Here is an 18,736-nt window from a genome sequence, read left to right on the forward strand (position 1 = left end):
GACGGGTCTGGCCAAAGGCAAAGGGCCAGTATTCTCCCATGAACTACAGGGTGTTGCAATGTATTGATTTGTAGATGTTTTCCGGCACCTTGTGGTGCCGGAAAAGCAGGGTCAGCTGCTGGTCTTGAGCAGGGAGTAAAGCTGGTCTTTCAGGTGCAGACGTTGCCGCTTCATGCCTTCGACCACATGGTCTGCCGCCGCTTCGATGCCATCTTCAGCACGGCATACGGCTTTATCAATGGCTTCGTACTCTTCCAGCAGCCGGGAAAAATGCGCATTACCGGTTTTCAGCAGGTGGATCTGATCGCGCAGCTCAGGGAATTCTGCAGCTAAGGGATGATGTTCGACATGCATGTTGATGACTCCAGTAGGGGACGTTGCTGGAATCAGTGTAGGGGCTTGCTGCTGTTGCAGATTTGATCAAGGTCAAGCCTCTCCACCAGGGAGGAAGCGTGGTGATCGCATGGACTGGCGATACTGCCCCGGGCTGGTACCCACACTCGCTTTGAAGCGGTGACTGAAATGGCTGGCATTGGCATAGCCGCAGCGCTGGGCGAGCTGCTCAAGTGGAAGGTCACTGTGCTGCAGCAGCGTACGCGCCAGCTCCAGCCTGCGGGCGCTGATCCATTGCTGCGGTGTCATGCCGAACGACACTTTGAACATGCGTGCCAGATGAAACTCGGACAGGTTGGCTTCAGCTGCCAGCTGCCCCAGCGTGAGTGGCAGCTGCAACTGGGCGTCAATATAGTCCGCCAGGCGCCGCCGCACCGCGACCGACAGCCCTCCCTTGCTCGCCGGGGCACGCAAGGCCGACTGGCTGCGCAGCAGCATGCTGAGGATGTCGTGCGCCTGGCCGTTGGCCTGCAGCAGGCCATCCGGGTGTTGCCAGTCTGTCTGCACCAGTTGCTGGCAAGCGGCAGCCAGTTGCGGATGTTCAAAGTAGGTGCGATCCGCCAGCGTCAGCTCGCGGGGCTCACGGTCCAGCTCCTGTACGGCGCGCTGGGTAAAGTGCTCCGGCAGGAAGTAGAGGTGCAGGAAGCGCAGCTCGCCGCGCACCCACCAGCGCGACTCATGCTCTCCCGGCAGGGTGCAAAGGTATTGAGGCGCGCCATAGCGGGGTACTCGCTCACGCTCGGTCTCCTCGCCGCCGTTCAGATAGAAAGACAGGGTGTGGTGACCGGGGTGGTTGTAGCAGGTCTCGTCCTCATGGGTCTTGCGATGCCAGATGGCGGCCGCCAGATGGTCACCCAGCCAGACAAAACGCTCCAGCTGCGCATTGGTGTCGTTCAGGGTACGGAATACCGAATGCAGCTGGTCAGCAGGTTGCAACAGGGCAGGTGTGGTCGAAACGTCCATGGCTTCAGTATAGGGAGATGGCGTAAGGCTGTGAATGCCGTATGGCAGATATGCGCAAGAATGGACAACTGCGCACGGCTACGGTGTTCACAATGAAACGACAAGACAAGGAGTCGTTTCATGTTCAACCTCATGCTGTATGTTGTGACTGTATTGATCTGGGGGACCACCTGGCTCGCCATCAAGTGGCAGCTGGGCGTGGTACCGGTGCCGGTGTCCATCGCCTGGCGCTTTCTGCTGGCCAGCCTGGTGCTGATGCTGGTGCTGCTGTTGCGCCGTGAGTGGCGCCTGCCACCCAAGGCGGCCATGCCGTTTGTGCTGGCACAAGGGGTGGCGCTGTTCTGCCTGAACTTTCTGTGTTTCTACCATGCCGAGCAGACCGTGCCGAGCGGGCTGGTAGCGGTGATTTTCTCACTGGCCCCGATTCTGAATGCCATCAATGGCAAGCTGTTCCTGAAGCGGGAGATGCAGCCCAGCGTGCTGGTCGGCGCGGTGGTGGGGCTGGCCGGCATCGTTTGCCTGTTCCTGCCGGAATGGCGACACTGGCAGGCTGGCATGGGGCAAGGCGTACTGGTGGCGGCGCTCGGCACGATCTGCTTTTCCAGTGGCAATCTGCTGTCCAGCCGGATGCAGGGCATGGGGTTGACACCGCTGTTTACCAATGCCTGGGCCATGCTGGTGGGGGCCACCATCCTGACGGTGGGCAGCTTGCTGGCAGGTTTGTCGTTTGAGCCGGAGTGGACGCCGCGCTACCTTTCTGCTCTGGTGTATCTGGCCATTCCGGGATCGGTGATTGGATTTACTGCCTACCTGATGCTGGTGGGACGTATCGGGCCTGATCGAGCCGCCTACTGCACCTTGCTGTTCCCGGTGGTGGCGCTGGTGGCCTCCAGCCTGTTTGAACAGTATCAATGGACAGGCTGGACGGTATTGGGCCTGCTGCTGGTGGTGGCGGGGAACCTGATCGGGCTGGCGAATGCCCGCCGTGCCTTGTGGGCGATGCTGACCGGGCGACAGCTCCAGCCCGGCTGACCCAAAGGGATGGTGGCAGCAGGAGTTTGGCGCGCAGGGGCTGGCTTGTGGTATGGTTCTGGCATGATCTTTCCCTGCAAGGCTGATTCATGACTGCACTGCCGCCACCGCGCCCCCTGTCGATGATCCGGGACTTCCATCTGGCTGACTGGTTCACCCTCAGCAATGCCATCTGCGGGGTGGGTGCGCTGTTCTCGGTCATGACCTACCTGCAGCGGCAGCAGGTATTGCATGTGTATTTTGCCGGTGCGCTGGTGCTGCTGGCACTGATATTTGATGTGCTGGATGGTCGCATTGCGCGCTGGCGGCAGAAAAGCTCGGCGATGGGCCGTGAGCTGGATTCGCTGGCGGACGTGATCTCGTTCGGGGTGGCGCCAGCGGTGCTGGCCTATGGCTGCGGCATGCAGGGCATGTATGACCGCATTGTGCTGGGCTATTTCGTAGCCTGCGGCGTGTCCCGGCTGGCCCGCTACAACGTCACGGCTGAGGCGCTCGCTGAGGGGGGCGACAAGGTCAAGTACTTTGAAGGCACGCCGATCCCGACCTCCATTCTGCTGGTGCTGATGCTGGTGATTGCAGCCGCCTGTGGCGCGCTGGGCGACCAACTGTGGTTTGGCGTGCTGAAGGTCATGGGGCATGACCTGCACCCGCTGGTGCTGGTCTATGCCGTGTCCGGCTCGCTGATGATCAGCCGTATCCGTATCCCCAAGCTTTGATGAGCGAGCGCATGCCTCCATTCAGGAGGCATGCCAGCCATCCGATCTTCCGGTTGCTCAAAAAATCTTCTGCTGCTTTAACCCCGTCGGGCCATCTTGCCCGTTTCAGTCTGCAAGTGCTCCGGCAGAATGGCAGCCAGCTGTCGTGCCGGAGGTATCCCAGCCCATCAAAAGGAATGATTCCATGTCTCGTCAAGTTGCCTTGTCCATGCTTTTACTCGGGAGTGCCTGCATGACTGTCGCCGATGCCGCTGAACAAACCAGTAGCCTGAATGAGCAGCAAGAAGTGGCTGTAACCATCTACAACCAGGATCTGGCGCTGGTGAAAGACCTGCGCAATGTGGGCGTGAAGCGCGGCAGCCTCGCCTTGGCTTTCCGTGACGTCAGTGCCCGCATGCGCCCGGAAACGGCGCTGCTGCGCAGTGTTACGTCACCGGGCAAGCTGTCAGTACTGGAGCAGAACTTTGACTATGACCTGCTGACGCCACAAAAGCTGCTGGAAAAGTACGTAGGGCGCAGTGTCAGTGTGATCAAGACCCACCCGACCACGGGTGTGGAAACGGTCGAGCGGGCACAGGTACTGGCCGCTAATCAGGGCGTGGTACTGAAGATTGGTGATCGTATCGAAACCGGCGTGCCGGGCCGTCTGGTGTTTGACGATGTACCGCCCAATCTGCGCGACCGGCCTACCTTGGTGATGCAGCTGGATAATCAGGGCGCAGAGCAGCAGCAGATGGAGCTGAGCTATCTCACCGGTGGCTTGTCGTGGAAAGCAGACTACGTGGTGGAGCTGGCCGACAAGGAAGACCAGCTGGATATCTCCGGTTGGGTAACCTTGAACAATCAGAGTGGCGCCAGCTACCGCAATGCCAAACTGCAACTGGTGGCGGGTGATGTGAACCGGGTAGAAGAGCGTATGCGCGGGGCACCCAAGCCGATGATGGCCGCGGCACCGATGATGGACATGGCAAAGAAGGAGCGCTTCGCGGAGGAGTCGCTGTTCGAATACCACCTGTATACACTGGACCGTCCGACCACCATCGCTGAGAGTCAGACCAAGCAGGTGGCATTGCTGAGTGGTGCGGGGGTACCGGCGCGCAAGGAGCTGCTGCTGCAAGGTAATGACTACTACTACTCCAGCAGCTATGGTGACCTGGGGCAGAAGATGAAGGTGGGCGTGTTTGTCGAGTTCGACAACAAAGAGGCCTCTCGCTTGGGCATGCCGCTGCCGGCGGGGGTGATCCGTGTCTACAAGAAAGACCGGGCCGGTAATGCCCAGTTTGTTGGCGAGGATCACATTGACCACACGCCGAAGAACGAAAAGATTCGCCTCAAGCTGGGTGAGGCGTTTGATGTGACCGCCGACAAGAAGCAGACCGACTTCAAGAAGGTGGGCGGCAACGGCAAGTACAACTACATCTTTGAGGCGGCGTTCGAAGTGGTGCTGAAGAACGCCAAGAAGGAGGCGGTGACGGTGACGGTGCGTGAGCCGATGCCAGGGGACTGGCAAGTGCTGAGCGAAAGTCACCCGCACCAGAAAACCGCCAGCAATACGTCGGACTGGCGCATTACGGTCCCGGGTGAAGGCAGTACCACCCTGAAGTACCGGGCGCTAGTTCGTTATTGATCCGACTTGAGAGGTCGCCTGCGGGTCGGCGCTGCCGACCTGCAGGGTACTCCCGCACTCAGTCTTGACGCAAGATGGCTTCGCGCAAGCTGTCCAGCGCGTCGGTAAACAGGCCGTCTACGCCCCAGGACAGCAACTCACGGGCCCGATCGGCGTCGTTCACGGTGTACGCCATCACCCGGTAGCCTGCTGCCTTGATGGCAGCCACCCGCTCCGCAGTCAGAATCAGGTAATCACAGTTAAACGACAGGCAGCCCAGTTCGCGCAGTCGCGCTTCCCAATCCTCTGGCCATTCTTCGACCAGCCAGCCGCGCGGCAGGTGGGGCGCGGCATCACGAGCGGCTACCAGTGCTTCCCACGAGAAGGAAGACAGCAGTGGAGGCACCGGCTGGCCCGCCCACAGCTGGGCCGCTTCGCGGGCCACCTGCTCGCCTGTCTCTCGATCACGGCCCGGGCAGGGCTTGATTTCCACATTGGCCCGCAGGCCATGTTGCTGGCAGTAGCGGGCGACTTCTGCAAAACGCGGGAAGACGGTGCCAGCGAAGCGGCTACCATGCCAGCTGCCGGCATCGGCTTGCTGCAGTTCGGCCAGCGTCATGCGTGCAGCCAGGCCGCGACCATTGCTGGTACGGTCGATACTGTCGTCGTGCAGCAGGAAGGTGTGATTGTCGGACGAGAGTTTGACGTCAAACTCTACGGCATGAAAGCCGCGCGCAACGGCCTCGGCCATGCCGGGCAGCGTATTCTCGGGGGCCAGATAGCCACCCCCACGGTGAGCAAACAGGGCAGGGTAGGGCCAGGCTTGCAGGGTCATGTACTTCCTTTCAGGCTACGACGACGGGATTTGGCAGGGCCCGCCACTTCGGGCTCAAGGTTTTGCTGCCGCAAGCGATTTTTGGTCAACATGCCTGCAGCGTCAAGGATCGGATACGCCAGCGCGCAGACGTGTGAGTTGATACGGCGCAGGTCACGGATGACATCCAGATGCAGCGCGCTGGTCTCCACGCTGGGCAGCATATTGTTGGTCAGCCGCTGCAGGTGGTTTTCGGCGTACAGGCGCTCCAGCTCATTGAAGCGGGATTTTTCCTCCAGCAGACGCTGGGCATTCTTCACATCCGGATGCATAAACAGGTTCAGGCCCAGACGCAGATTATTGATCAGTCGGTCGTGCAGCTCGCGGATCTCTTCATTGCCGGATTCGGAGAAGCTGAGCTGGCCGCGAATCTTGCGCCGCGCCAGGTCCATCAGGTTCTTGTCGATAATGTCGCCGATATGCTCCAGATTGATGGTCAGCGAAATGATGTCGGCCCAGCGCTGGTTCTCAACCGTGGACAGCTCTTCGCGGTTGACCTGCATCAGGTAGAACTTGATCGCCTTGTACAGGCTGTCGACCCCGCTTTCCATCTGCTCCACCGGGCGAACCAGCTTTTCCTCGTTCTGGCACAGCACCTGTTGCGAATGCCGCAGCATCTGGTCGATCAAGTCGCCAATGCGCAGTGCCTCGCGGGCGGCGCAGCTGACCGCCACTTCCGGGGTATTGATCACATTCGGGTCAAGGTAGCGGGGCTGGGCGGGATCATCGCTACTGGCGCTATTCGGCAGGATGCGCTCGGTCAGCTTGGCAACCGGGCCGGTCAGGCCAATGAACAGCACCGCTGTGGCCAGATTGAACAGGGTATGAAAGTGCAGCATCTGCCGCGCCGGGTCGTCATCCAGCAGGGCCAGCCACTCCGGCAGATAGCGCAAGAACGGCATCACCAGCACACAGGCGCTGAGCTTGAAAATCAGGTTGGCCAGCGGCACCCGGCGGGCAGCATTACCCGTGCCTGAGCTGGACAGCATCGGTGTCATGGCACTACCGAGGTTGGCGCCCAGCACCAGGGCAAAGCCTAGCCCAGGCGAGATTGACTCCGAGCCCACCAGTGACACAATCAAGAGTACGATCGCCAGGCTGGAGTGGGCCAGCAAGGTCAGCAAGGCGGCCAAAGCCATGTCCAGCAGCAGGTCACCGGTCAGGGTTTTGAAAATCTGCTGGATGATCGGGCTGTGGCTGATCGGCAGCATGGTATGCCCGATCAGTTGCAGGGCCAGCATCATCAGGCCCAGGCCAATGGCGGCGCGCCCTGCATTGCGTGAAGTGGTGGTTCGGTCCGCACGGAACAGTGCCACGCCAATGAAAATCAGTAGCGGCGAAATCCAGGTAATGCGCAGCGAGAACGCCTGGGCGATCAGGCTGGAGCCGACATCGGCGCCCAGTACCACGGCCATGGCGGCGTGGGTTTGAATCAGCCCTTGCGCTACAAACGCCGACATCATCAGGGTGGTGGCCGTGCCACTCTGGATCAGGGCCGTCATGGTCAGGCCAGAGAGGAAAGCGGTGCCTTTGTGGTTGACGCTATGTCCCAGCCAGCGGCGCAGCGGTACCCCCCAGGCACGCAGGATGCCGGTTTGCACCATATGCGTGCCCCAGATCAACAGGGCAACGGCACCAAACAGATTCAGCAAGGTCAACATGGCTTGTTCCAGGTCATGTCTGAAGTCACCATTACTTCAGTGTAGTGTCTGATGATGCTTGTGGCGAAACGAACATGGTCATTCTGTGTGCGACTTCGTGTGTGAGCCTTTCCGGATCAGTGTTTCTGGCGGGGGAACGCTGAAGTGCGAAAATGTTCGTTTTGTCATCAATATGTCACATTTAGCTATCAAGATGACCGGTGCGCATCAACTATCGGCTTTGACGATTTTAGGCATTGAATTTTCCGATCAAAGGTGGTGTGCCGCCCCGTTCAGTGGTCGTGCTATGATCAACGCATGAAACAAGACCCGGAACGCTTTGAGCTGCTGATCCGCGCGCACTACCCGATCATCGTGGTGGAAACCCATGAAGAGGCGCGCTTTCGTGACATGCTGGAACTCTTGGCCGCCAAGCATGACTGGCCCTTGTTTGGCTGGAACGTGGCGGACGGTCTGGCGCGGCTCAAGTTTGGCGAGCCCGAGCGGGTATTGGATACCTATCAGCTGACGCTGGCGCTGGGGCATCTGTACAAAAGCCCGCAAAACGGGGTGTTTCTGTTTTTCGATGCCCATCCCTTTCTGGATGACCCGGTCAATGTGCGGCTGGTGAAGAACATTCTGCAGGGGCGGCAACGTACCGATCGTACGCTGGTATTTATCAGCCATGCCTTGAGCCTGCCCCCCGAGCTGCAGCGTTTTGCCACCAGTTTCAGCCTGGACTTGCCCAGTTATGACGACCTCTATCAGATGATGCGGGAGGAGGCGGAGCAGTGGGCGCGCATGCATGGCAGCAAGGTCAAGGCGGAGCCTGCCGCCTTGCAGCAAATGAATCGGCTACTGGTGGGCATGACGCTGGAAGATGCGCGTCGCTTGGTGCGGGAAGCCATCCAGAACGATGGGGCCATCACCCGCGAGGATCTGGTACGTACCCAGCAGGCCAAGAATGACATGCTGAACCACGACAGCATCCTGTCGCTGGAGTCGGATACCGCCCGCTTTGCCGAACTGGGTGGCTTGTCTGCCTTGAAAGACTGGCTGGCGTTACGTCGCCCGGCTTTTTTTGGTGAAGTGCAGGGGCTGGATGTACCCAAGGGTATTCTGCTGACCGGGATTCAGGGCTGTGGCAAAAGCCTGGCCGCCAAATGCGTGGCCGGGAGCTGGGGTTTGCCCTTGCTGCGACTGGATTTTGGCGTGCTGTACAACAAGTTCTTCGGTGAAACCGAGCGCAATCTGCGGCAAGCGCTGGCTACGGCGGATGCCATGTCACCCTGCGTGCTGTGGATCGACGAGCTGGAGAAAGGCATCCACGGCGGTGACGGCAGTTTTGATGGTGGCTCGTCGCGCCGCATGCTGGGGACGCTGCTGACCTGGATGGCTGAGCGCAAGCGCCCCGTCTTTCTAGTGGCCACAGCCAACGACATCGACCCGCTGCCTCCTGAGCTGGTACGCAAGGGACGGCTGGACGAAATCTTCTTTGTGGATTTGCCGGGTGATGCGGATCGGCAGGCCATTTTCACCATCCACCTGCAACGTCGCCAACTGGATGAGCAGCAGTTTGATCTTGCCGCGCTGTCGCAGGCTGCTGAGGGGTTTTCCGGCTCCGAGATCGAGCAGTCCATTGTCGCTGGTCTGTATGCGGCTCACGCTCAGCAAGCCACGCTGAACACCGCCATCCTGCAGACGGAGCTGGGGCGCACACGCCCGCTCTCGGTGGTGATGGCCGAAAAACTGGATGCCATGCGGGCGTGGGCAGAGGACCGGGCCGTGCGGGCGGACGGCCCTGCGGTAGAAGCTGTCTGAGCGGCTTCAGTCGCCAATCGGCAGAAAGCCGCTGCTGACCAGTTCGTCGAACAGGTTGGCGTAATCCTTGGCGGCGCGGCTGGCCGGGTTGTAGCTGAACACATCCTTGCCGCAGGCCAGTGCCTCCGCCAGGCTGGCACTCTCATGAATGCGGGTCTGGCACAGATCGTCGCCAAACGTATCCTGCAGCTTGCCGATGATGTCTTTCACGAACTTGCGGCGCTCATTGAAGCGGGTCAGCACATAGCGGCGTTTGATGGGGCGCTTGAGGACGGCTTCCAGCCCTTGCAGCGTATTGGTCAGCTGCACCGCGCCCTGGTAGGACAGAAAATCAGCGGCCACGGGCACCAGTACGCGTTCACTGGCCACAATGGCGTTGACCGACAGCACCCCCAGCATCGGACAACAGTCCATGATGATGGGCATATCCGGCGTCGCCAGCATTTCATCATGAATGGCATGTTTGAGCTTGGTGGCAATCTTGGTTTCCTTGCCCAGCAACATGTCGATCTTGCACAGCTCAATATGCGAAGGGATCAGGTTCAGCCCGTTGGGCAATTGCTGGATCAGGTCCGTTAGGTATTTCTCACCCTTGTAGAAGCCGTACAGCGAGGTGCCGAGCTGGGTTTGTGCGCCAGACAGCATGGTCAGATGGCACTGGGGGTCCAGGTCGATCATCAAGGGGTGGACATTGTCCCGGCGCATGGCTGCCGCCAGGTTGAAGGCTGTGGTGGTCTTGCCGACGCCACCTTTCTGATTGAATACCGCCAGCATGCTCATGGACGCGCGCGTTCCCTATGGGTGTGCAGCGGCACCAGATTGGTGCCGCTGCTTCGGATGGATATCCGTTTGACTATAGCGTCTCTGCTGCGTAATCGGCAAGGCGAGAACGCTCGCCGCGTTGCAGGGTCACGTGTCCGGAGTGCGCCCAACCCTTGAAACGGTCCACCACATAGGTCAGGCCGGAGCTGCCCTCCGTCAGGTACGGCGTATCAATCTGCGCGATATTGCCGAGGCAAATGATCTTGGTGCCGGGGCCGGCACGGGTGATCAACGTCTTCATCTGCTTGGAGGTCAGGTTCTGGGCTTCGTCGATGATCACAAACTTGTTGAGAAAGGTGCGCCCGCGCATGAAATTCAGGGATTTCACCTTGATACGGGCTCGAATCAGGTCACGGGTGGCGGCGCGGCCCCATTCCCCGGCTTCCTGGTCGCTCTGGTTAAGGACATCCAGATTGTCTTCCAGCGCGCCCATCCAAGGCGTCATCTTTTCCTCTTCTGTCCCCGGCAGGAAGCCGATGTCCTCGCCAACCGGTACGGTAACGCGAGTGACGATGATTTCCGTATAGAGCTTCTTCTCCAGCGTCATCGCCAGACCGGCTGCCAGTGTCATCAGGGTTTTGCCGGTACCGGCCTGCCCCAGCAGGGTGACGAAATCAATATTCGGGTCCATCAACAGGTTGAGGGCGAAATTCTGCTCACGGTTACGCGCGGTGATACCCCAGACATTGTTCTTCTGATGGGTATAGTCCTTCAGGGTTTCCAGCACCACCGTCTTGCCAGTTTGCTCTCGCACGATGGCACTGAAATCCTCCTGGCCACCGCCAAACAAAAATTCATTGACCATCAAGGACTTGCACAGAGGTCCGCTCAGCTTGTAGAAGGTACGCCCTCCTTCCTGCCAACTGCTCATGCCCTTGCTGTGTGCATCCCAGAAATCGGCAGGCAATTCCTGGAAGCCGGTGTACAGCAAGTCGGTGTCTTCCAGTACCTTGTCGTTGGTGTAGTCCTCGGCTGCAATGCCCAGCGCGCGGGACTTGATGCGCATATTGATGTCTTTCGACACCAGAATGACTTGCCGCCCAGGGTGCTGCTCGCGCAGGGCGGCGACCACCGACAGGATCAGGTTGTCGGCCTTGCCGAGCGGCAGGTGGGCCGGGGTAGTGGGGGCGAGCGGGGCGGTTTGCAGGAACAGATTGCCGGTGGCACCACCTTGAGAGGGTTCCGCCAGTGGAATGCCCTGGTCCAGGGTGCCTTCGGTGCCGCTGACCATCTGATCGAGGAAGCGGCTGGCCTGACGGGCATTGCGGGAGACTTCCGACATGCCCTTCTTGTTGTTGTCCAGTTCTTCCAGCGTCATCATCGGCAGGAAGATGTCGTGCTCATCGAAACGGAACAGGCTGGTAGGGTCGTGCATCAGCACGTTGGTATCCAGAACGAACAGCTTGGTGGCGACGGGGCTTTTCTTGCTGCGCTTGGCCGGGCTACCCATGCGGAATTTCCTTTCGTTGTTGGACAAGGACACGCTACGGTGAACAGATTACGCTTGCATGACACGCGCTTTCAAGGTGGCCAGTACGTTGGCCGCATGGCCGGGTACCTTGACCCCGCGCCAGGCTTCCACCAGTACGCCTGCGGGGTCGATCAGGAAGGTGCTGCGCTCAATACCGCGCACCTGTTTGCCATACATGTTCTTCATGCGGATTACGTCAAACAGGGTGCACAGGGCTTCATCGGTATCCGCCAGCAGCGGAAACGGATAGCCCATCTTCTCGCGAAAGCGGTCGTGCGATTTGACCGAGTCACGCGAGACGCCCACCACATCGGCTTGCAGGCTAGCAAATTCGGCGTGCAGGTCGCGGAAATCGTTGCCCTCGTTGGTGCAACCGGGCGTGCTGTCCTTGGGGTAGAAGTAGAGAACCAGCCAACGGCCTTGGCCGGGTGAGAAGTGGAACGGATTTACGCCACTGGCTGCGGCGGTGAACGAAAGTACAGTCTGGTTCAGCATGCAGGACTCCATGAGGCTTCAGTGTTCAGCATCGCTGATTCTGTGCGGGGATGCAAGGGGTTCGCGCAGCCTGATACCAGACTTGACATGGCATGCCTGCCACATAATATAATGATAATGGTTATCATTAATATATGGATGCAAACATGAACGCCATGATCATCGGTGCCGATACCCTGGGTAACATTCCGCAGCTGCTGCTGGACCATGGCATCCAGATTTCACGTCACATCACGGGTCGCAATGCATCGCACCAGCGCAAGCTGCCGGGCTTGCCCAAAGATACCCAGTTGCTGATCCTGTTCACGGATTTCCTGGGTCACAATGTGATGCGCCATTTCCGGGCTCTGGCGCAAGAGAATGGGGTGCCGGTGATGGCGTGCCGACGCTCTGTCTGTGCCATCAAGGAAACGCTGGTGCAGTGTGGCATCGGCCAGCCGTGCCAAGGTTGCCCCAAGCAGTCTGGCAAACGCAACCATTGAGCGGGCCAAACGGGAAATACGGTTCACCACCCTTTAACCGGCGGGCCGGGTAGTTTAAAATGCCGCTTTGCATAAGCCGTGAATCCCGACCATGTCGAACGCCCATATTGAAGCCCAGCGCGTACTGGATGAAGCTGATTGCCTGCATGACCACGCCGAGGTCGAGGCAGCACTGGCCCGCATGGCCAGCCAGATTACCAGCCGGCTGGCAGATCAAGACCCTTTGCTGTTCTGTGTGATGAATGGCGGGCTGATCGTTACGGGTCAATTGTTGCCGCGTTTGACCTTTCCCCTGCAGTGCGAGTACCTGCATGCCACCCGCTATGGCAAAGAAACTTCGGGTGGGCGTCTGGCCTGGGTGGTGAAGCCGACGGAGCCGGTCAAAGGCCGTACCGTTCTGGTGGTGGATGATATTCTGGATGAAGGGCATACCCTGGCAGAAATCGTGCGTTACTGTCGGGAAGAAGGTGCAGCCGAGGTGCTGGTGGCCGTGCTGGTGGACAAGCTGCATGATCGCAAGGCACCGGGCATCAAGGCTGATTTCATTGGGCTGGAAGTGGCCGACCGCTTTCTGTTCGGTTTTGGCATGGATTACAAAGGCTACTGGCGTAACGCACCAGGTATCTATGCGGTGAAAGGGCTGTAAGCCAGCCTGTTTGCTTCGTGCAGCCAACAAAAAAACCGGCCAGATGGCCGGTTTTTTTGTTGGCTGTCACCATCTTACTTCGGCACTGTGCCTTCCACGCCTTCCACATACCAGGTAATGCCATGCATGTCGCCATCAGACATGGTTTTGCCTGCGGCCACTTTCACGGCACCGGTGTTGTCCTTGATCGGACCGGCGAAGATCGGGGCTTTGCCGGAGATGATGTCGGCACGGCGAGCGGCCACCTTCTTCTTCACATCGTCCGGCAGGCTCTTGTTCAGTGCGCCCAGATCGATCATGCCTTCCTTCAGGCCCCACCAGATCGGTTCGTTCTTCCAGTTGCCATCCATCGCAGCCTTGACGGCCTTGGTGTAGTACACCCCCCAATTGATCTGGCTGGCAGCCAGGTGGGCATCAGCACCGAACTTGGTCATGTCGGAATCCCAACCGAAGGCTTTCACCTTCTTCTCCTGCGCGGTTTGTACCACGGCAGCGGAATCGGTGTTCTGCATCAGGGTATCCACACCTTGGGCGATCAGGGTTTCAGCCGCCTGGCGTTCCTTGGCCGGGTCGTACCAGCTGTTGATCCAGATCACCTTGACGGTGGCTTTCGGGTTGTTGGCGCGAGCACCCAGGGTGAAGGCGTCAATATTGCGTACCACTTCCGGAATCGGTACCGAGGCCACCACGCCCAGCTTGCTGGTCTTGCTGGTCAGGCCCGCCACATAACCGGCAAGATAGGCACCTTCATAGGTGCGGACATCGTAGGTGCCGACGTTCTTGTCACTCTTGAAGCCGGTGGCGTGCAGGAACACGGTGTTCGGGAACTGCTTGGCCACCTTCAGCGTCGGGTTCATATAGCCAAAGGAGGTGGTAAAGATCACCTTGTTGCCATCTTGCGCCAGCTTGCGGATCACCCGTTCGGCATCCGCCCCTTCCGGTACGCTTTCCACAAACGTGGTTTTTACCTTGCCTGGGAACATCTTTTCGACGGCCTGACGGCCTTGATCATGGGCGTAGGTCCAGCCAGCATCGCCCACCGGGCCTACATAGACGAAGCCCACCTTGAAGGGCTCGGCAGCATGTGCCACGCCAATGACCCCACTCACCACGAGGGCGGCAGTCAGCTGTTTGAGTACGGTTCTGCGCGAAATAACCACAAGTTGCTCCTTTGCATCAAAAGTTGCACCGTGACGGTGGGGGGTATGCGGGGCGGCCAGACGGCCGGGTTGTCATGAATTGTAGACCGTTTACAGCATGACGGGGGGATGCAGCAGCTTCTGCATCAGGTCGGGTTGATCAAGCCGCTTTAGCCACCACTGCAGGGCGTTGCCGCTATCGCTGGCTCGCCAGGCCAGATGGAAAGGGTGGGGTAAGCGTTGATCCACCACTTGCTTGTGGATCAAGCGACCTTCTCGCACATAAGGTTCAGCCAGCTCACGCGCCAGATAGCCACAGGCCAGACCGCTGAGCTGGATCGTCAGTTTGGTCCGCATGTCGGGGACATGCAGGATTTCCTGACCACTGAGAATGCCGGATGAACGTGGCGGCAGGCTGCGTGAGGTATCCGCGACGGCAACCGAGCGATGCCACAGGATGTCTTGTGGCTGCAGAGGCTCCGGCAATTCGGCCAGAGGATGATTGGGTGCGACACAGAACACAAAATCCAGCGACCCGATGGTACGGGTGGAGAAACCGCCGCCCGCCGGAGCGTCACCCGGCGCGCCAACCACCAGATCCGAGCGTCGGGTCAGCAGCGAATCCCAGGTTCCCCCCAATACCTCATGAGTGATGCGGATACGGGTGCCGCTACCTTGTGCATAGAAATCCGCCAGTATGGGTAGCAGTGCCGTACTGGGGAAGATGGTGTCCATGGCAATGGACAGCTCGGTCTCCCAACCTGTGGCTACCCGCTTGACCCGGCTTTCCAGCTCACCTGCCGCACGCAGCAGGTGGCGGCCTTCTCGTAGTAATTCCTGCCCGGCCGGTGTGAGCCGTGCGCGATGCCCGCTGCGGTCAAACAGCTTGACATCCATATCCTGCTCAAGCTTCTGCACGATATAGGTAATCGCAGACGGCACGCGGTGCAGCACTTCAGCCGCGGCAGCAAAGCTGCCCTGGCGATCGATGGTATCCAGAACGGTGAGGGCATCCAGACTCAGGCGCAGCATCTACAGACCTTCCTGTGTCCTGAAGTGTGCAGGGTCAGGCCTTGCCTGAACATCCCGACAACACCTGTTTCAGGGCGGGCAGGTCCAGGATTTCGATTTCCTTGTTGTGGACCCGGATCAGCCCCTGTTCCTGGAAACGCGAGAAGCCGCGACTGATGGTTTCCAGCTTGAGCCCCAGATAGCTGCCAATTTCCTCACGCGTCATGCGCAGCACAAAGCTGCGGGAGGAGTAACCGCGTAAGGCAAAGCGTTGTGACAGGTTCAGCAGGAAAGCAGCCAGGCGTTCCTCGGCCTTCATATTACCCAGCAACATCATGACGCCATGGTCTCGTACGATTTCACGGGACAGCACCTTGTAGAAATTATTCTGCAAGGAGGGGATATGCCGGCTCAGTTCCTCCAGGTCGGCAAACGGAATCTCGCAGACCTCGGAGTCTTCCAGCGCAATCGCACCGCAGCTGTGTGTCTCGGTGCTGATGGCGTCCAGCCCCAGCAATTCGCCTGCCATCTGGAAACCGGTGACTTGCTCGCGGCCATCTTCTGACAGCACGCTCATCTTGAAGAAACCCAGTCGCACCGCAAACAGGGAGCGCATGGCATCACCAGCCCGATACAGCGGCTCGCCCTTTTTGACTTTGACGCGCTGGGTGATGACGGTTTCCAGCTGGTTCATTTCATCACTGTTCAGGCCCAGCGGCAAACACAGCTCGCGCAGGCTACAACTGGAGCACGCTACCTTGAGGTGCTTGAGGGAAACTTCCTGAATAGGGATGGTGGAGGTATGGTTCATGCCAAATCGGTAGGTGTTGATACAGGTCAACCACGAACGGGCGGTGGATGGGCATAGTGGCAAAAACTGCTCACAACCCCGACCCAACCATGCCCGTCCTCTCGCTTGGTCAACATCATAGCCTGAATGCGGATTTTCCGACAGTGGCCGTCCCACGTGGCTGGGGACAAATGTTGTCTTTCAACATGGACGACATCGCCGCCTTCCCCGCACTTCGCCAGATTCGACAACCCCGGCTGAATGACGCAGCCGTCGGGCGAGCCTGGTCGCGCCCGGCGATCGGCCGTCTGCCGCCCGCGCTGTGCATGACGGAGTGCTGGCCGCGTAAGCCGGCGGCAGTTCAGCCTGTACAAGAGGCCATTACGCTGGAGTGGCAGCAGTGGTGCGCCTTGCTGGGCAAGCGTCAACCGACCCAGATGCAGCTGCATGTGTCAGCGCATCCACAGGTTTTTGCGCTGGCGCTGGCCGACTGGCTGCAGCGGCGTGACTCCGTGTCTCCAAGTATGCCTTGTGGCATCGTACTGTATCTGGGGCAGGCGGATGTGCCGGATTGCTCAGGCGTGCCTGGCGCAGACGTGATGCTGCGCAGCATGGCGGGGGGCGAGCCCGGTTTCCATGCCTCATGCCTCACCGTACTGCCCGCTGTGTTGCAACAGGCTGGCGGCAGGGTCGGTGTGGAACTGTGGCTGGGACAGCTCATGGATGCGGAGGCCATGGCGCAGGTGCATGCCTTGTTGCTCATGCAGCCCGCCCGGCTTTGCTTGCGGGGTGTGGTGGCGGCAGCCGTATCCGCCAGCCAGCTATTGCAACAAAAAGAACAGCTGTATCAGGTGCTGCAATGGCTGGATGAGCTGGGTTATGGCCATCTGGCGGGCGGCTGGTTTACCCGAGCAGATGACCCATGGCGGCATGCGCAGCGCCTCGGGCGCTTGATGTTGACCGGGGAGGGCGATCTGATCGCGGAGGATGGCGAGTGGATCGGGCTGGGACCCGGGGCCAGTACCTTGCTGGGTGCGGTCCAAGGCTGGAACAGCCCTGAGGCTGCCTACCTCAAACAGCTGCAGCAGGGCAAGCGCCCGTTGGCAGCGGCGCGCAAGCTGTCGCTGGATATCCTGATGCGGCGTGCGATGGCGCAGCAACTGCTCTGTCTGGGCTATCTGGACTTCATGACGTTTGAGCTGACCTATATGGTGCAGTTCGAGCAATACTTTGCGACCGAGCTGAAGCAGCTGCAAGGCTGGATCAAGGCGGGCTATCTGCTGCAGCGGCATCGCACCCTGTGGCTGACTGAGAGCGGACGGCTACTGGCGGATCAGTTTGCCCGCTATTTCCTGCATGCCTGATACCGTGGGCGATGGCTCCAGCATGGAGACGCTTCGCTTAGTATGTTGCCGATCCTTTCAGCCGCCATGCCAGCAAGGGCGGGGTGACCAGTGTGCTGAGCACCACCACTAATACAATCACCGAGTAGAGTTCATCGTTCAAGGCGCCGATACTCTTACCCATCTGGGCAAAAATCAAGCCGACCTCCCCGCGTGGCACCATACCCCAACCCACCAGCCAGCGGTCGCTTTTGCCAGCAGCGAGCCCGGCGCACAGTTTGCCGACAATGGCGACCAGCAGGATCAGCGCCGTGAGCAGCAGGGTATGCGGCTGGCTGAACACATCCAGCTTGACCTGCATGCCGGTGACCACAAAGAAGATCGGGGTCAACAGATAACCAATGGGCTCCATCAGCCGCATCGGGCGATGTTCAGCATGCTGATTCAGGATATGGTCGACCTCCTGTTCCAACGCAGCGCCATGATTCAGCACCACCTTGTGCACTTCATGGCGGATCATTTCGGCTTCAAAGCGGGACAGGTAGCTGGCGTCCAGAATCAATCCGGCGGCAAAAGCGCCCACAATGGGCGCGAGGCCTGCTGCAGCGGATAGCCAGGCGAAGCCAAGGCAGAAGCTGATCAACAAAGTGAACTGCATGGCCGGCCCACTGTGGATGGACGCCATGAAGCGGCTGATCAGTGGCGTCAGCCAGCGCCCCAGTACGACTGCTGCAATCAAAAACAGCAGCGCCACCGCGCTGACCCGCGCAATCTCCAGCGCGTCCACGCTGCCGGGTTTCGCCAGCCCGGCGACCACAGCCAGAATCACCAGACCCATCACATCATCAATGACGGCAGCCCCCAGCACGATACGGGCTTCTTGCGTATGCAGTGCCTGCGCATCACGGAACACACGGCCGGTAATGCCCACCGATGTGGCCGTCAGTGCGGCGCCCAGAAACAGGTGTGCCATTAATCCGGCTTGGGGGAGTAGCCACGGGCCGATCAGCAGCGTGCCCAGTGCAAACGGCACGACGACACCCACCGTGGCCACAGCAAAAGCGCGCCCACCGACTTGTTTCATGGACTGCAGATTGGATTCCAGCCCGATCTGGAACAGCAGGATGACTACACCCAGCTCGGCCAGAAAACGGATGACGGGGTCTGTGTGAACCTGATCCAGCCCCGGCAGGCCTGCCAGTGCGAGATTGCCGAGCGCGACGCCAGCCAGCAACTCGCCCAGCACAGCGGGCTGACCTATGCGCTCGATCAGGCTGGAGAAGCGCGCCAGCAACAGGATCAGCATCACCCACAGCAAGGTCTGGGTGCTGGCAGCATTGCTGCTGGCCCAGCTTGGCAAGGCCAGCAGCAGCAAGGCTAGCGGTAACATCAGGCGAGGAGTGCGCATGAAAGGGTCCATTGGCAGGGTGTTGGCATGGTAGCCAGCGGCAGGGATGGGCAGCAATACGGGTTAGCAGATGCGGACGACTGA

Annotated in this window: 18 protein-coding genes; 7 read left to right on the forward strand and 11 right to left on the reverse strand. The window is 59.7% G+C overall.

Annotated elements, in window-relative coordinates; all coding sequences use genetic code 11:
• Positions 1-111: 111 nt before the first annotated feature.
• Both HF682_RS00305 and HF682_RS00310 read right to left on the reverse strand, forming a co-directional pair.
• The gene (locus tag HF682_RS00305) at positions 112-354 is read right to left on the reverse strand and encodes an HP1242/YdcH family protein (RefSeq protein WP_168875269.1); all 243 of its coding nucleotides are present in this window, start codon (positions 352-354) and stop codon (positions 112-114) included.
• A gap of 72 nt (positions 355-426) precedes the next feature.
• A complete protein-coding gene (locus HF682_RS00310) occupies positions 427-1,356 on the reverse strand; it encodes an AraC family transcriptional regulator (RefSeq protein ID WP_168875270.1) in 930 nt (309 codons plus the stop codon).
• A 120-nt stretch (positions 1,357-1,476) separates the two neighbouring features.
• Between HF682_RS00310 and HF682_RS00315 the strand changes: the two genes are divergently transcribed.
• The 3 genes from HF682_RS00315 (at position 1,477) to HF682_RS00325 (ending at position 4,731) form a co-directional block, all read left to right on the forward strand.
• Entirely contained in the window at positions 1,477-2,388 is a 912-nt protein-coding gene (locus tag HF682_RS00315) for a DMT family transporter (protein WP_168875271.1), read from the forward strand.
• An 89-nt stretch (positions 2,389-2,477) separates the two neighbouring features.
• Positions 2,478-3,104: a CDP-diacylglycerol--serine O-phosphatidyltransferase gene (pssA, locus tag HF682_RS00320; protein ID WP_168875272.1), complete on the forward strand. Its 627-nt coding sequence runs from the start codon at positions 2,478-2,480 to the stop codon at positions 3,102-3,104.
• Positions 3,105-3,336: 232 nt separating this feature from the next.
• Positions 3,337-4,731, forward strand: coding sequence for a DUF4139 domain-containing protein (locus HF682_RS00325; protein ID WP_205881848.1), 1,395 nt, complete (start codon positions 3,337-3,339; stop codon positions 4,729-4,731).
• A gap of 58 nt (positions 4,732-4,789) precedes the next feature.
• On the opposite strand, the gene ugpQ is transcribed toward HF682_RS00325, so the two are convergent.
• Together ugpQ and HF682_RS00335 are read right to left on the reverse strand one after the other, a co-directional pair.
• Positions 4,790-5,545: a glycerophosphodiester phosphodiesterase gene (gene ugpQ, locus HF682_RS00330; protein ID WP_168875274.1), complete on the reverse strand. Its 756-nt coding sequence runs from the start codon at positions 5,543-5,545 to the stop codon at positions 4,790-4,792.
• Positions 5,542-7,245: a Na/Pi cotransporter family protein gene (locus tag HF682_RS00335; RefSeq protein ID WP_168875275.1), complete on the reverse strand. Its 1,704-nt coding sequence runs from the start codon at positions 7,243-7,245 to the stop codon at positions 5,542-5,544. The genes ugpQ and HF682_RS00335 overlap by 4 nt, the downstream gene beginning before the upstream one ends.
• A 297-nt stretch (positions 7,246-7,542) precedes the next feature.
• Here HF682_RS00335 and HF682_RS00340 point away from each other — a divergent pair, with 297 nt between their 5' ends.
• Positions 7,543-9,045 carry a Ycf46 family AAA ATPase gene (locus tag HF682_RS00340; RefSeq protein WP_168875276.1) on the forward strand — a complete coding sequence of 501 codons (1,503 nt, stop codon included), beginning with the start codon at positions 7,543-7,545 and terminating at the stop codon, positions 9,043-9,045.
• A gap of 6 nt (positions 9,046-9,051) precedes the next feature.
• Here HF682_RS00340 and HF682_RS00345 read toward each other — a convergent pair whose 3' ends face one another.
• From HF682_RS00345 to HF682_RS00355, 3 genes are all read right to left on the reverse strand, one after another.
• Entirely contained in the window at positions 9,052-9,825 is a 774-nt protein-coding gene (locus HF682_RS00345) for a ParA family protein (RefSeq protein WP_168875277.1), read from the reverse strand.
• Positions 9,826-9,898: 73 nt separating this feature from the next.
• Positions 9,899-11,317, reverse strand: a complete 1,419-nt coding sequence (locus HF682_RS00350) for a PhoH family protein (protein WP_168875278.1) — start codon at positions 11,315-11,317, stop codon at positions 9,899-9,901.
• A gap of 48 nt (positions 11,318-11,365) precedes the next feature.
• Complete coding sequence (locus HF682_RS00355) at positions 11,366-11,833, reverse strand: peroxiredoxin (protein ID WP_168875279.1); 468 nt, start codon at positions 11,831-11,833, stop codon at positions 11,366-11,368.
• A 146-nt stretch (positions 11,834-11,979) separates the two neighbouring features.
• Between HF682_RS00355 and HF682_RS00360 the strand changes: the two genes are divergently transcribed.
• Both HF682_RS00360 and HF682_RS00365 read left to right on the forward strand, forming a co-directional pair.
• The gene (locus HF682_RS00360; RefSeq protein WP_205881849.1) at positions 11,980-12,315 is read left to right on the forward strand and encodes a DUF2325 domain-containing protein; all 336 of its coding nucleotides are present in this window, start codon (positions 11,980-11,982) and stop codon (positions 12,313-12,315) included.
• Positions 12,316-12,406: 91 nt separating this feature from the next.
• A complete protein-coding gene (locus HF682_RS00365) occupies positions 12,407-12,961 on the forward strand; it encodes a hypoxanthine-guanine phosphoribosyltransferase (protein WP_168875281.1) in 555 nt (184 codons plus the stop codon).
• A gap of 74 nt (positions 12,962-13,035) precedes the next feature.
• On the opposite strand, the gene HF682_RS00370 is transcribed toward HF682_RS00365, so the two are convergent.
• The 3 genes from HF682_RS00370 to fnr form a co-directional block, all read right to left on the reverse strand.
• Entirely contained in the window at positions 13,036-14,121 is a 1,086-nt protein-coding gene (locus HF682_RS00370) for a BMP family ABC transporter substrate-binding protein (RefSeq protein ID WP_168875282.1), read from the reverse strand.
• 90 nt (positions 14,122-14,211) lie between these two features.
• Entirely contained in the window at positions 14,212-15,132 is a 921-nt protein-coding gene (locus tag HF682_RS00375) for a LysR family transcriptional regulator (protein WP_168875283.1), read from the reverse strand.
• A gap of 34 nt (positions 15,133-15,166) precedes the next feature.
• Positions 15,167-15,922, reverse strand: coding sequence for a fumarate/nitrate reduction transcriptional regulator Fnr (gene fnr, locus HF682_RS00380; protein ID WP_168875284.1), 756 nt, complete (start codon positions 15,920-15,922; stop codon positions 15,167-15,169).
• 170 nt (positions 15,923-16,092) lie between these two features.
• Between fnr and HF682_RS00385 the strand changes: the two genes are divergently transcribed.
• Positions 16,093-17,265, forward strand: a complete 1,173-nt coding sequence (locus HF682_RS00385) for a hypothetical protein (RefSeq protein ID WP_168875285.1) — start codon at positions 16,093-16,095, stop codon at positions 17,263-17,265.
• A gap of 37 nt (positions 17,266-17,302) precedes the next feature.
• Here the strand turns inward: HF682_RS00385 and HF682_RS00390 are convergent, their stop codons facing one another.
• Complete coding sequence (locus tag HF682_RS00390) at positions 17,303-18,652, reverse strand: cation:proton antiporter (protein ID WP_205881850.1); 1,350 nt, start codon at positions 18,650-18,652, stop codon at positions 17,303-17,305.
• Positions 18,653-18,736: the final 84 nt, after the last annotated feature.

Source organism: Leeia aquatica (assembly GCF_012641365.1).
GTDB classification, from domain to species: Bacteria; Pseudomonadota; Gammaproteobacteria; order Burkholderiales; family Leeiaceae; genus Leeia; species Leeia aquatica.

Coding starts and splice junctions, on each gene's coding strand:
- HF682_RS00305 (WP_168875269.1), bottom strand. CDS start 354: ATGCATGTCGAACATCATCCCTTAGCTGCAGAATTCCCTGAGCTGCGC.
- HF682_RS00310 (WP_168875270.1), bottom strand. CDS start 1,356: ATGGACGTTTCGACCACACCTGCCCTGTTGCAACCTGCTGACCAGCTG.
- HF682_RS00315 (WP_168875271.1), top strand. CDS start 1,477: ATGTTCAACCTCATGCTGTATGTTGTGACTGTATTGATCTGGGGGACC.
- pssA (WP_168875272.1), top strand. CDS start 2,478: ATGACTGCACTGCCGCCACCGCGCCCCCTGTCGATGATCCGGGACTTC.
- HF682_RS00325 (WP_205881848.1), top strand. CDS start 3,337: ATGACTGTCGCCGATGCCGCTGAACAAACCAGTAGCCTGAATGAGCAG.
- ugpQ (WP_168875274.1), bottom strand. CDS start 5,545: ATGACCCTGCAAGCCTGGCCCTACCCTGCCCTGTTTGCTCACCGTGGG.
- HF682_RS00335 (WP_168875275.1), bottom strand. CDS start 7,245: ATGTTGACCTTGCTGAATCTGTTTGGTGCCGTTGCCCTGTTGATCTGG.
- HF682_RS00340 (WP_168875276.1), top strand. CDS start 7,543: ATGAAACAAGACCCGGAACGCTTTGAGCTGCTGATCCGCGCGCACTAC.
- HF682_RS00345 (WP_168875277.1), bottom strand. CDS start 9,825: ATGAGCATGCTGGCGGTATTCAATCAGAAAGGTGGCGTCGGCAAGACC.
- HF682_RS00350 (WP_168875278.1), bottom strand. CDS start 11,317: ATGGGTAGCCCGGCCAAGCGCAGCAAGAAAAGCCCCGTCGCCACCAAG.
- HF682_RS00355 (WP_168875279.1), bottom strand. CDS start 11,833: ATGCTGAACCAGACTGTACTTTCGTTCACCGCCGCAGCCAGTGGCGTA.
- HF682_RS00360 (WP_205881849.1), top strand. CDS start 11,980: ATGAACGCCATGATCATCGGTGCCGATACCCTGGGTAACATTCCGCAG.
- HF682_RS00365 (WP_168875281.1), top strand. CDS start 12,407: ATGTCGAACGCCCATATTGAAGCCCAGCGCGTACTGGATGAAGCTGAT.
- HF682_RS00375 (WP_168875283.1), bottom strand. CDS start 15,132: ATGCTGCGCCTGAGTCTGGATGCCCTCACCGTTCTGGATACCATCGAT.
- fnr (WP_168875284.1), bottom strand. CDS start 15,922: ATGAACCATACCTCCACCATCCCTATTCAGGAAGTTTCCCTCAAGCAC.
- HF682_RS00385 (WP_168875285.1), top strand. CDS start 16,093: ATGTTGTCTTTCAACATGGACGACATCGCCGCCTTCCCCGCACTTCGC.
- HF682_RS00390 (WP_205881850.1), bottom strand. CDS start 18,652: ATGCGCACTCCTCGCCTGATGTTACCGCTAGCCTTGCTGCTGCTGGCC.